The sequence below is a fragment of the Streptomyces liliiviolaceus genome (assembly GCF_018070025.1).
Taxonomy (GTDB): Bacteria; Actinomycetota; Actinomycetes; order Streptomycetales; family Streptomycetaceae; genus Streptomyces; species Streptomyces liliiviolaceus.
This window is the reverse complement of sequence record NZ_JAGPYQ010000001.1, coordinates 2576215-2587582: the sequence shown is the minus strand read 5'-3', so window position 1 is coordinate 2587582 and position 11368 is coordinate 2576215. Positions and strand designations below refer to the sequence as shown.

The following is an 11368-nucleotide window of genomic DNA, read 5'->3' as shown; positions in this document are numbered from 1 at the left end:
CACGGACGGGACTCGTGGGGCAGGATGGCCCGCGATGCGCAGAGGACTCGTACACGTACTGGCTTGGTCGCTCGCCACGGGCGCGGCGGTCACGCTGTCGTGGTGGGGTGTGCACACGGTCATGACCGGGACGGCCTACGATCCGCCGCGGGCGCTGCCGATCTCGGCGGACGGGACCACGCAGGGGGCGAAACCGCTGTCGTCGTCGACGAGCCGGCCTCAGTCCTCGGAGGGGTCGGCCGCCTCGCCGTCGAAGAGCCGGCCGCCGCGTGCGGGCGGTTCGTCCTCGGCCGCGCCCTCGACTCCGTCGTCACCGGCACCGTCGCCGTCGCGTTCGAAGCCGGCGGGTGCGGCTTCGCCGAGCGCGGGGGCCTTGGGCGAGGTGAAGAGTTACGACACCGACGGGGGGCGGGCCGTCTTCGACCTCGGGACGTCGTCGGCGTCGCTGGTGTCCGCGACGCCCGCGTCCGGGTGGTCGATGCAGGTGTGGAAGACGGAGACGTGGATCCGGGTGGAGTTCTCGTCCGGGGCGGATCGGGTGTCGGTGTTCTGTACGTGGCACGACTCCGCGCCGCGGGTCGAAGTGAACACGTACTGAAGGTTCTGAGAGGTCTGAGCGTTCTGACTCCGGCTGCGGGTTCGGTGTGGGCTTGTCGCGCAGTTCCCCGCGCCCCTTGCGGGGCTTACCTGAAGGCCGACGGCGGAGGTGCGGGGGACGCCACCGCCCGCGCGTCCGTCACCGGGAGCGCTCCGCCGGTGAAGTCCCGCAGTGCCTTGCCGTGTTCGACTCTGGCCGGGTGGGGGTCGGAGGCCGCTCTGCGGGTCAGTTCCGCGACCGGCAGTGGCTGGTCGGAGGCGACCAGGACCGCGTTGCCGAAGCGTTTGCCGCGCAGGACCGTGGGGTCGGCGACGAGGGCGAGTTCGGGGAAGACGCCGGCCGCGGTGGCGATCTGGCCGCGCAGATGCGCCAGGGGCGGGCCGTCGGCGAGGTTGGCGGCGTACAGGCCACCGGCCTTGACGACCCTGCGCACCTCGGTGAGGAACTCTCCGGACGTCAGATGCGCGGGCGTGCGCGCCCCGCTGAACACGTCCGCGACGACCAGGTCCGCCCAGCCGTCCGGCACCTTGGCGAGCCCGTCGCGTGCGTCGACCGACCGCACCCGGATCCGGGCGTTCGGGTCCAACGGCAGTTCGCGCCTGACCAGTTGGACGAGCGCGGCGTCCCGTTCGACGACCTGCTGGGTGGAGCGGGGGCGGGTGGCGGCCACGTACCGGGCGAGGGTGAGGGCGCCCCCGCCGAGGTGCACGGCGTGCACGGGCCGGCCGGGCGGGGCGACGAGGTCGATGACGTGTCCGATGCGGCGCTGGTACTCGAAGCCCAGATACGCGGGATCGTCGAGGTCGACGTGCGACTGCGGAGCCCCGTCGATGAGCAGGGTCCACCCCCGCGCCCGCTCCCGATCGGGCAACAGCTCGGCAAGCCCCCCGTCGACCTCCTCGACAACGGCCGCACTCACCCCACGCCGATTCTTCCCCTTGCCCATCCCCCCATTATCGACCCAGCGAACAAAGGAGGCTCAGCAGCAGCGCCCTCTCAGGGGCGCGGGGAACGGCGCAATCTTTTGCCTTTCGGGGGCGCAGCCCCAAGGGGCGCGGGGAACTGCGCGACCAGCCACGACGCCCCCGCACTCGACGACGAGACGCCAAGCCCCACAAACCCCCCTGCCCCCTCAACGGCAGTTATCCGCGGCCTCGATCAACCGAGCCGCCTCCCCCAACGCCGCCCGCAGCACCGCAGGATCCGTGGCCAGCTCCGCCTCCCCCGGCGGCAGCAGCCAGTCCGACCCCTCGACGGGCGGCTCGGGCGGCGCCAGCCGCACCCCCCGCCCGTCGGTCCGCGTACACGTACTTCCGGGGACGTCCCAGGCGGAAGCCGTACCGGGCGGCACCAGAAACCCCAGCGTGTCGCAGTTGTCGTCGTGCAGAACGGGCCCGACCGCCTCCGCGGGAGCGCCCCGCCGCAGGATGTCGACGGCCTCCAGCCCCTGCCGGGCGGGCACGGTGACGAGGTCACAAGGGTCCCCGCGGCCTTCGCTCTGCCTGGTCTCCATCCTGGCCTCCACCACGGAACCCCTCCTCCATCGAGCACACCACATGGTTCAACGCTGCACAGCGTCAACGGCTACGGCGAAACTCGGCCGCAAAGGATGGCAGTTCATGGCAGATCAGGGATGAGATATCCGTTTTGTAGCCAAACCCCGTGTGGTCGACTCATCACAGCGGGTACGTTCGTGCCCGCCGGAAACACAGGTGCGGCCCGATCGCTCGCATGATCAACTCGCGCCGGTCCCGGCATGGTCCGACGGTTCGCGAGAGAGGGCCCGGCCATGGCGTCGTCACCGACGACCTCGTCGTCCCAGTCACCTCGACCACCTCGGCCGCCACGGCCGAATCTCGCTTTCCGGCGTCTGCGCGGACAGCGCTCGCCGGGCGAGTTCGCCGCCGCCGTGCGGCGGGCGGCCCGGGAGATCGACGAACGGGTCAGCTGCGACGCGCGCTACATCGGGCGGGTCGAGGCGGGCGAGATCCGCTGCCCCAACTACGCGTACGAACGGGTTTTCCTGCACATGTTCCCCGGCCGGACACTGACCGACCTGGGCTTCGTGCCCCGTTCGGCGGTGCGTGGACGGGGGGCGCGCACCACCGAGGTGGCGCCCGCTCCTCGCACCACGAGCCCGTTGTCCGCCCCGCGTGAGACGGACGGGGTGTGCGAGCCGTATGTAACGGGACACGGCCCGTCCGCGTCGCACGCCCAGCACGCCCCGTACGACCCGCATGAGACCGACGATCAGAACGACGAGGAGAGCGACGTGCAACGTCGCGCATTCATGAGCGGCGGTACCGCCACGGTGGCGGCCGCCTCACTGGGCCCCTGGGGGCTCGCGTTCGGCGGCATGGCCGAGGCCGCGCCGCGCTCCGTGCGCCGCGCCGGCGAAGCCGAGGCGGGGGCGCTGGAAGAGGCCGTCCGCAAGATCCGCGTGCTGGACGACCGGCACGGCGCCGACGGGCTGTACCGGAGAGCGGCGGCTCCGCTGCGGGCCGCGTACGCCCTGCTGGACGCCGGTGCGGCACGGCAGGCGACCACCGAGCGGCTGCACACGGGGGCCGGTGAGCTGGCCATCTCGGTCGGCTGGCTGGCGCACGACTCGGGGCGGTTCGACGACGCCCGCTCGCACTACGCGGAGGCGCTCGCGACGGCCCGGGTGGCCAGGGACCCCGCCCTGGAGGCGCACGCCTTCTGCAACACGTCCTTCCTCGCCCGGGACGCGGGACGCCCCCGCGAGGCGGTACGGGCGGCCCAGGCCGCGCAGTACGCGGCGCGCCCTCTGGGCTCGGCCCGGCTCCTGTCGCTGCTCGCGCTGCGCGAGGCGGGCGGCTGGGCGGGGCTGGCTGACCGGAGGGGCTGCGAACAGGCACTGACACGTGCGCAGGCCCTGTACGGGCGGGGCCCCGGTGACGCCGACCCGGAGTGGATGAGCTTCTACGGAGACGCCGAACTGGCCGGCCTGGAGGCGCAGTGCTGGTCGGCGCTCGGCGACTGGCAGCGCGCCGCCCACCAGGCCCGCCGGGCGACCCGGCTCCAGGACCCGCACTTCACCCGCAACCTCGCGCTGTACACGGCCGAGCTCGCCGACGACCTGGCCCGCGCCGGACACCCCGACGAGGCCGCCGCGGCCGGGCTGCGCGTCCTGGACCTGCTGGACGAGGTCCAGTCGTCCCGGGTGCAGACCATGCTGGCGGGGACGGCCAGGGTCCTGCTGCCGCACCGCCGCGCCTCGGGGGTGTCGGACTTCCTGGAACGGCACGGCGCCCTGCCACGACCGGCCCGGGCAGTGCCCGCCGGCCCGTGACCGGGCTACGGGACCAGGTGGCCGCAGTCGTTCCAGGTCTCGATCGCGGGCTCTCCGTAGGCCCAGCCCAGGACCGAGAGGGACGTGGGGTTGAGGCGGACGCGGGCCGCGAAGTCGATGTCCAGGCCGAGCCAGCGGGCACCGATCGACCGCAGGATGTGGCCGTGGGCGAAGACCAGCACGTCACGCTCCCCGGCGCGGACCCGCGCGACGACCTCGTCCGCGCGCGCGGAGACCTCGGCGAGGCTCTCGCCCCCGGGCACACCGTCCCGCCAGATCAGCCAGTCGGGGCGGTCGGCCCGGATCTCGTCGGGGGTCAGGCCCTCGTACTCCCCGTAGTCCCACTCCATGAGCGCGTCCCAGGGGGTCGCCCGGCCGCCGAAGCCGGCGATCTCGCACGTCTCACGCGCGCGTGAGAGCGGGCTGGTCAGGACCTCCGCTCCGGGGAGGCCGTCCAGCGGCGCCCCGTGCAGGCGCTCGCCGAGCAGCTTCGCGCCGCGTCTGCCCTCCTCCAGGAGAGGGATGTCGGTCCTGCCGGTGTGCTTGCCGGACAGCGACCATTGCGTCTGTCCGTGCCGGGCCAACAGGATGCGCGGTGCCATGAAAGGGCCTTTCGGGGAAACTCGGGCGGGTGAACCGCAGAAGAACGAGGGATGGATCACTTCAATCATCGCGCACGTGGTCGAGAAGCAACCCGGCGGGCGATCTCCGCGTCTTTGAGCACCGGGGGCGCCACCACGAGGGAAGCGCACAGACCGTACATTGGTCCGCGGCACTGCGCGCGGGGGAGCAGGAGGGGGAGGAATCGGATGCTGCGGACCGATGCACCAGTCAGCGAGGCGGCACCACGGACCCGCCTCCGCTGGTGGACCGAGCTGCCCCTGATCCTGCTGGTCTACGGGGCCTACTCGGCGGGACGGCTCCTCGCGCGCGGGGATGTGACCCATGCCGTCGACCACGGCCTGGCGATCCTGCGGGTGGAGAAGTTCTTCTACCTGAACGCCGAGCACCCGCTGAACCGCCTGTTCACACGTGAACCCTGGCTCGGCATCCCGGCGGACTTCTGGTACGCGTCGCTGCACTACATGGTGACGCCCGCCGTCCTGGTCTGGCTGTTCCGGTCCCGCGCGGTGCGCTACCGGGCCGCCCGGACCTGGCTGATGACGTCCACGTTCATGGGCCTGATCGGTTTCACCCTGCTGCCGACCTGCCCGCCGCGGCTGCTGTCGGCGAGCCACGGATTCGTCGACACGATGGCCCAGTACAGCGACTACGGCTGGTGGGGCGGCGAGGCGAGCGCGCCCCGCGGACTCGGCGGCATGACGAACCAGTACGCGGCCATGCCGAGCCTGCACTGCGGCTGGGCCCTGTGGTGCGGTGTGATGCTCTGGATGTACGGCGGCACGCGGCTCACCAAGATCGCGGGCGTCCTGTACCCGCTGATCACGACGATCGTGGTGATGGGCACCGCCAACCACTACTTCCTGGACGCGGTCGCGGGCTTCGCCGTCATGGGCGTCGGGTTCCTGCTCACCCGGCCGGTGCTGCGGCTCGCGGACACGTTCCGGGCACGGTTCGGGATCCGCCCCTTCGCGCCGTCCCTCGGGGGGCCTGCGCCCGCCGCACCGGTCGCCTCGCACGACACAAGTTCCTCAATTGTCAGTGCAGGGTGCCAGACTTCCCCGGGTGAGCGACTTCCCCGACAACGCAAGGTCCCAGCCACCCCGGGTGCCGCAGAGCCGGGAGCCGAACCGGCAGCCAGTCCCGTCGACTCGGGGGACGAGACTCCGGCAGCGGCTCGCTGAGCTGCGCGGCCCGGCCGTCCCCCCGCAGCCGCTGGACGCGCGCGCCCTCGCGGCGCTCGCGGCCAATCCGGGGTGCCGCCGGCGCGCGATCCTCGACGGCGCGGGCGTGAACAAGACGGCGCTGGCGAGCGCGCTCGGCTCGCCGTCGGGCTTCGGGCAGTCGCAGTTCGCGTTCATGCGGGGCAACGCCTTCGAGGCGCGGGTCAAGGCCGACGGGGGCGCGGAGCTGCTGCGGCTCGTGCACGAGAAGCTGGACGCGGGGGCCGAACCGCCCGCGGGCGGCGCGGTGCCCGACCTCGGCGCCAGCGGCCCCGAGGGGCGCACGGCCCGTACGGCGCTGGCGCTGCGCGAGGCCACCGCGGCGGGCGGCTGGACACTGCTCGACCACCCGCTGCTCGCCCTGGAGGTGGCGGGCTCCCCCGCCTTCCTGGAGCCGGACGCGGTGGTCGTGCACCCCGACGGCGGCTGGACGGTCGTCGAGATCAAGTCCTTCCCGATGCTGGACGGTTCGGCGGACGCGGCCAAGGTGGGCGCGGCGGCCCGCCAGTCCGCGGTGTACGTCCTGGCGCTGGAGCAGGTCGCGGCCCGGCTCGACCCCGCGCCCGAGGTCCGTCACACGGTGCTGCTGGTCTGCCCGAAGGACTTCTCCAACCTGCCCACCGCGTCGGCCGTGGACGTCCGCAAGCAGTGCTCGGTGACCCGCCGGCAGCTGGACCGCCTCACCCGTGTCGAGGACATCGCCGACGCGCTCCCCGAGGGCACCTGCTTCTCCCCCGACCTGCCCGCCGCCGAACTGAAGGCCGCGGTGGAGTCGGTCCCGGCGACCTACGCCCCCGAGTGCCTGGCCGCCTGCGAACTGGCCTTCCACTGCCGGTCCCGCTCCCGCGCCGAGGGCGCGGTCACCTCCCTGGGCCGCTCCCTCCGAGCGGAACTGGGCGCCCTGACCACGGTCACCGACGTCCTCTCGGCGGCCCACGGCCACACGGGCGACCCCACGGACCCCACGGTCGAAACCCTCCGCAGAGCGGCAGCCCTCCGCGCAGAGGCCCTGGGCACGCCCCGAAGGGGCGCGGGGAACGGCGCGACCAGCCACGACGCCGCAGCACCCGACAACGAACCCCAGGGGTCGAAATGACCCTGATCACCACCCTCGCAAGGCTGGAGGCCGTGCACACCGGCCGAGCCCAGCCCCTCACCACGGTCCGCCACCGCCACCTCACCGACCACCCCCTGGTCCTCGTCCCGCTCACCACGGCGGGAGAGGCCGGCGCCCCCCTCGGCGCACTGGTCGGCACGGACCGCGACGCCCCGCGCCTCCTCGTCGTGCCGCAGCCCCGCGACCGCGACCTCCGCTTCGCGTTCCTCGCCGAACTCGCCGACATCGTCCTGCCGTACATCGACGCCTACGCGGACGACGTCGAGGCGGCCGAGCGCAACGAGACCGACCCGGAGACCGGCAAGCGGGTCAAGGTCGAGGTCGAACTGTGCGCGGACGCACCGCAGTTGATCGTCCCGGGCCGGGCAGGCATCGAACTCGTACGGCTGCTGGGGCGTTCCATGCGGTTCAGGCGGACCGCCGAGCAGGACCCGGAGACCCCCTATCCCGCGCCGCCGCGCGTGCCGCTGCTCGGGCGGTGGCTCACGCACTACGGGGAGCGGGCGCGGGTGCCGGGTTCCTCGCTCCTGACGGCCCTCACCGACGCCCTGTCCCGGCACTGGGCCACCGGCCAGTCCTCCCTGGAGGACCAGCACCTCGGCGCGCTGCTCGCGTGGATCGACCCGCCCCAGGGCGAGTCCGGCGCCGACGCGGCACTGCGCGCCGAACTGCAGCGCGACGCCGAGGGCCAGCTCGTCTGCCCACCCGCCGGACCGGCCACCGACCCGGCCTTCGACAACAAGCTGCTCGCCCCCGCCATCGAGCGCTACGACCGCGCGCGTACGGCGTTCGCGGCCGCCGAGGACGGTGTCGAGGCGGACGACCGGCTCGGTGAACTCACCGCGGCCGAGCGGCACATCCACGAGCTGGTGGCCAGCCGCACCCGCCCCACCTGGGACGCGGTGTGGCACGGCCTGGACCTGCTGCGGGCCCTGCCCGAAGGCCCGCGCGCGGCCGACCGGTGGACCCGCGACCGCTGGTCGTTCACCGGCCACCGGGACCGGGTCCTCGCCGGCGAGCCGCCGCAGCCGCGCCGCGACGACGCGGTCACCGCGGCGAACAAACTCGCCACGCGCGAGCGCGAACAGGCCCGGCTGGAGGCCCAGGAGGCCCTCGACGACCCGCTGGTCATGGCCGGGCGCCGGCTCGGGGGCGAGGCGTTCGCGGGCGAGGTCGTCGATGTCGTGATGGCGTACAGCGAGGGGAAGCGGGCCGCCCCGCGCCCCCTGGTGACCGTGCGGACGGACGACCGGCCGCATCTCGGCGAGCGGGCGAAGGTCTACCGCTCGCTCGGCGGAAAGCCGCAGTCGGCGGAGTTCGTGGGGTACGAACAGGACGGCTCCGGCGACTCAACTGAGGCCGGGCCGGAGTCCGGGTCCGGGTCCGGCGGCGCCCTCGTCGTGCTGCGCATCCTCGACAAGATGGGCCGCGGCAAGGAGCCCGAGCCCGGATCCGTACCGGAGAAGGGAGATCCGCTCTGCTTCACGCTCTTCGAGCACGAGCAGCGGGGCGGCGCGAAGCTGCCCGAGCCGGAGGACACGCCGTGGACGCACGGCGGGCCGCCCGGAGAGACCGACGCCGCCCCGCAGCCCGACGCCGTGACCCCGGAGGACGTTCTGTGACCACCGTGTTCGACCCGGGGGCCGAGGCCGCCCGCGCCACCGACGCGATCCTGCGCGACACCCTGCACGGGGCGCACCGCGGGGTCGTGGTCGACTCGCCGCCCGGCGCGGGCAAGTCCACCCTCGTCGTACGGGCCGCGCTCGAACTGGCCGAGGCGGGGCGCCCGTTGATGGTCATCGCGCAGACGAACGCCCAGGTGGACGACCTGGTGCTGCGGCTCGCCGAGAAGAATCCGGAGCTGCCCGTCGGCCGGCTGCACAGCAGCGACTCCGACCCGTACGACAAGGCGCTCGACGACCTGCCGAACGTCCGCAAGTCCGCGAAGGCGGGCGACCTCGCCGGGCTCGACGTGGTGATCTCGACGGCCGCGAAGTGGGCGCACGTCAAAGGCGTCGAGCCGTGGCGGCACGCGATCGTCGACGAGGCGTACCAGATGCGTTCGGACGCGCTGCTCGCCGTGGCCGGGCTGTTCGAGCGGGCGCTGTTCGTGGGCGACCCGGGCCAGTTGGACCCGTTCGCGATCGTCGGCTCGGAGCAGTGGGCGGGCCTGTCGTACGACCCCTCGGCCTCGGCGGTGACGACCCTCCTCGCCCACAATCCGGAGCTGCCGCAGCACCGGCTGCCGGTCTCCTGGCGGCTCCCGGCGTCGGCGGCGCCGCTGGTGTCGGCCGCGTTCTACCCCTTCACCCCGTTCCGCAGCGGTACGGGCCACGGCGACCGGCGGCTCGCCTTCGCGGTGCCGTCGGACGGTTCGGGCCCCGACCGCGTCATCGACGAGGCGGCCGAGTCGGGCTGGGGCCTGCTGGAGCTGCCCGCCCGGCACACCCCGCGTACGGACCCGGAGGCGATCCGGGCCCTCGCCCTGGTCGTACGCAGGCTGCTGGACCGGGGCGGCGCGGCGACCTCGGAGCGGTCTCCCGACGCGGCCCCGCTGACGGCCGACCGCATCGCCGTCGGCACGGCCCACCGCGACCAGGCCGCGGCCGTCCGGGCGGCGCTGGCCGAACTGGGCGTCCCCGAGGTGACGGTCGACACGGCGAACCGGCTGCAGGGCCGCGAGTTCGACGTGACCGTCGTCCTGCACCCCCTGTCGGGGCGGCCCGACGCGACGGCCTTCCATCTGGAGACGGGCCGCCTGTGCGTGCTGGCCTCGCGCCACCGGCACGCCTGCATCGTCGTGTGCCGCGCCGGTGTCACCGACCTCCTGGACGACCACCCCTCCACGGAGCCGGTGCAGCTGGGCGTCACGGTGAAGTTCCCGGACGGCTGGGAGGCGAATCACGCCGTGTTCTCGCATCTGTCTGAACACCGGGTGGTGTGGGAGTCGTAAGGGAGCGCGTGAGTTCGTACGGGGGTGTTCGGGGGTTCGGGGGCGTGCGTCGGGGCCGGTGGCCCTCTTGCGCGGTCAAGGGACAATGGACGGTGGCCCGCCCACACGGACGGGCCGACCGCTGTACGAGGAGGAGAAGTCATGGCGGAGCCCACGCCGCGTCGGAACGAGCCGCGGCTTCGCCCCGCGCCGCTGCTCTTCGAGCCGGCGGAGGCGGCGACCGATCCGGAGCATTTCTTCGACCTGGAGTCGATAGACGATCCGCTGGCGTTGCTGGCGCGCTCCACGGAGTTGGCGCTCGCGTTCCGCGCGGCCACCGATCGGGCCGTGGAGTTCCAGGCGATGGCCGCGGCGCAGCTCGCGGATCCTCGGCGGTTCGATCGGCTGACCCCGGCGGAGGTCGCTGCGCGGGCCGAGTGGACCGAGGACTATGCGGTGAAGATGGTGGAGTTCGGGCGGGAGTTGTTGCGGGGGGCTGACGCGGAGGGGTACGCGGATCCGGTGTGATCGCCCTCCCGGGCGGGGGTGGTCGTCGGGTGCGGGTCCGGTGGGGGCCGGTCGCGCCGTTCCCCGCGCCCCTTGGGGGCTGCGCCCCCTGAAGACAAAAGACTGCGCCGTTCCCCGCGCCCCTGAAGGGCGGCTTGGCATATGCCAGGCGGGCAAGATACTCCACCCTGTCCTCTCCTGTCCCGGGTTCTCGCAACCCTGCGGAAGTGGGCGATCACGGCGGGTAGACCTGGGTGGTATGAGCATCGATGGGAACTACGGCGGGGCCGCGGTCACCGGGGTCACTCCCGAGGGCGCTGCCTGGCTCGCCTCGGCAGGAACGTATCCGCGCAGTACGCGCGTCCTGTGGGAGGACCGGCCCACCGCTCCGGTGGTCCTCGCCTGCGGATCCGTCTTCGACGTCGTCAACGCCCCCGCCCTGTTCGGCCGCCTCATGCTCGACGGGCTGTGGGACGAGGGGCCGGGCTCGGGCCCCGTGGCCGCCCACCGGGGCCGGATGCTCCTGTTCGCCGCCCCCGGCACCGCGCAGCGCCTGCCCTCGCTGCTGGAGTGGGAGGAGTGGGGATCGGGCGGCGCCTCGGAGCGGGGCCGGGCCATCCCGCCGCTCCTGTGCCACGGCACCGGTGACGCGGTGACCGTGCCCGCCCCGACCCCCTTCGCACCGCCGGAGCCGACCGCCGCCGGCCGCCTCGGCTCCCGCTGGCTGGTCGCCCCCGACACCCGCGCCCCCTGGCTGCCGGGGCCGGAGATCATGCTGTGGGCGGCACTGCGAGCGGCCCGGTCGGCGGCCCGGCGACGTCTCTCGGAGCCCTTCCCGGCTGCGCCGATATCGATTTTTCCTCCCGCCGATCAGGATGCTAAGGTCTACGACGTCAGCAGGCGCCGCTAGCTCAGTTGGTTAGAGCAGCTGACTCTTAATCAGCGGGTCCGGGGTTCGAGTCCCTGGCGGCGCACAGACGGTGGAAAGCCCCTCGCGGAAGCGGGGGGCTTTTCGCATGTCCGCTGTCCGCGCCCCCTGGGGACTGTCCAGGGGCTG

11 protein-coding genes and 1 tRNA gene are annotated in these 11368 nt (G+C 73.5%); 9 read left to right on the top strand and 3 right to left on the bottom strand.

Annotated features, from left to right (window positions below):
* Window positions 1-34 precede the first annotated feature (34 nt).
* Entirely contained in the window at window positions 35-598 is a 564-nt protein-coding gene (locus J8N05_RS11410; protein ID WP_210882354.1) for a hypothetical protein, read from the top strand.
* Window positions 599-683: 85 nt separating this feature from the next.
* On the opposite strand, the gene J8N05_RS11405 is transcribed toward J8N05_RS11410, so the two are convergent.
* Both J8N05_RS11405 and J8N05_RS11400 read right to left on the bottom strand, forming a co-directional pair.
* On the bottom strand, window positions 684-1544 hold the full coding sequence (locus tag J8N05_RS11405) for a spermidine synthase (RefSeq protein ID WP_210882352.1): 861 nt from the start codon (window positions 1542-1544) through the stop codon (window positions 684-686).
* A 186-nt stretch (window positions 1545-1730) separates the two neighbouring features.
* Window positions 1731-2111 carry a hypothetical protein gene (locus tag J8N05_RS11400; protein WP_199854708.1) on the bottom strand — a complete coding sequence of 127 codons (381 nt, stop codon included), beginning with the start codon at window positions 2109-2111 and terminating at the stop codon, window positions 1731-1733.
* Between the two features lie 276 nt (window positions 2112-2387).
* On the opposite strand from J8N05_RS11400, the gene J8N05_RS11395 reads away from it, so the two are divergent.
* Window positions 2388-3911, top strand: coding sequence for a hypothetical protein (locus tag J8N05_RS11395; RefSeq protein WP_210882351.1), 1524 nt, complete (start codon window positions 2388-2390; stop codon window positions 3909-3911).
* A gap of 5 nt (window positions 3912-3916) precedes the next feature.
* Here J8N05_RS11395 and J8N05_RS11390 read toward each other — a convergent pair whose 3' ends face one another.
* Window positions 3917-4513, bottom strand: a complete 597-nt coding sequence (locus J8N05_RS11390; protein WP_210882350.1) for a histidine phosphatase family protein — start codon at window positions 4511-4513, stop codon at window positions 3917-3919.
* A 207-nt stretch (window positions 4514-4720) separates the two neighbouring features.
* Between J8N05_RS11390 and J8N05_RS11385 the strand changes: the two genes are divergently transcribed.
* The 7 genes from J8N05_RS11385 to J8N05_RS11355 all read left to right on the top strand — a co-directional run bounded on the left by J8N05_RS11385 (window position 4721) and on the right by J8N05_RS11355 (window position 11285).
* Window positions 4721-5716, top strand: coding sequence for a phosphatase PAP2 family protein (locus J8N05_RS11385; protein ID WP_210882349.1), 996 nt, complete (start codon window positions 4721-4723; stop codon window positions 5714-5716).
* Window positions 5640-6851: a hypothetical protein gene (locus J8N05_RS11380; protein WP_247706236.1), complete on the top strand. Its 1212-nt coding sequence runs from the start codon at window positions 5640-5642 to the stop codon at window positions 6849-6851. Before J8N05_RS11385 ends, J8N05_RS11380 begins: the two co-directional genes overlap by 77 nt.
* On the top strand, window positions 6848-8494 hold the full coding sequence (locus tag J8N05_RS11375; protein WP_210882348.1) for a hypothetical protein: 1647 nt from the start codon (window positions 6848-6850) through the stop codon (window positions 8492-8494). The genes J8N05_RS11380 and J8N05_RS11375 overlap by 4 nt, the downstream gene beginning before the upstream one ends.
* A complete protein-coding gene (locus J8N05_RS11370; RefSeq protein WP_210882347.1) occupies window positions 8491-9825 on the top strand; it encodes an AAA domain-containing protein in 1335 nt (444 codons plus the stop codon). The genes J8N05_RS11375 and J8N05_RS11370 overlap by 4 nt, the downstream gene beginning before the upstream one ends.
* 141 nt (window positions 9826-9966) lie before the next feature.
* Window positions 9967-10332, top strand: coding sequence for a hypothetical protein (locus J8N05_RS11365; RefSeq protein WP_210882345.1), 366 nt, complete (start codon window positions 9967-9969; stop codon window positions 10330-10332).
* 238 nt (window positions 10333-10570) lie between these two features.
* Window positions 10571-11221: a bifunctional DNA primase/polymerase gene (locus tag J8N05_RS11360; protein WP_210882343.1), complete on the top strand. Its 651-nt coding sequence runs from the start codon at window positions 10571-10573 to the stop codon at window positions 11219-11221.
* Window positions 11212-11285 (top strand) — tRNA-Lys (locus J8N05_RS11355). The genes J8N05_RS11360 and J8N05_RS11355 overlap by 10 nt, the downstream gene beginning before the upstream one ends.
* Window positions 11286-11368: the final 83 nt, after the last annotated feature.

What these genes read in the sequence shown, in the direction of transcription:
- J8N05_RS11395 (WP_210882351.1), top strand. Translation starts at nt 2,388, where the DNA reads ATGGCGTCGTCACCGACGACCTCGTCGTCCCAGTCACCTCGACCACCT.
- J8N05_RS11405 (WP_210882352.1), bottom strand. Translation starts at nt 1,544, where the DNA reads ATGGGCAAGGGGAAGAATCGGCGTGGGGTGAGTGCGGCCGTTGTCGAG.
- J8N05_RS11390 (WP_210882350.1), bottom strand. Translation starts at nt 4,513, where the DNA reads ATGGCACCGCGCATCCTGTTGGCCCGGCACGGACAGACGCAATGGTCG.
- J8N05_RS11360 (WP_210882343.1), top strand. Translation starts at nt 10,571, where the DNA reads ATGAGCATCGATGGGAACTACGGCGGGGCCGCGGTCACCGGGGTCACT.
- J8N05_RS11410 (WP_210882354.1), top strand. Translation starts at nt 35, where the DNA reads ATGCGCAGAGGACTCGTACACGTACTGGCTTGGTCGCTCGCCACGGGC.
- J8N05_RS11375 (WP_210882348.1), top strand. Translation starts at nt 6,848, where the DNA reads ATGACCCTGATCACCACCCTCGCAAGGCTGGAGGCCGTGCACACCGGC.
- J8N05_RS11385 (WP_210882349.1), top strand. Translation starts at nt 4,721, where the DNA reads ATGCTGCGGACCGATGCACCAGTCAGCGAGGCGGCACCACGGACCCGC.
- J8N05_RS11365 (WP_210882345.1), top strand. Translation starts at nt 9,967, where the DNA reads ATGGCGGAGCCCACGCCGCGTCGGAACGAGCCGCGGCTTCGCCCCGCG.
- J8N05_RS11400 (WP_199854708.1), bottom strand. Translation starts at nt 2,111, where the DNA reads ATGGAGACCAGGCAGAGCGAAGGCCGCGGGGACCCTTGTGACCTCGTC.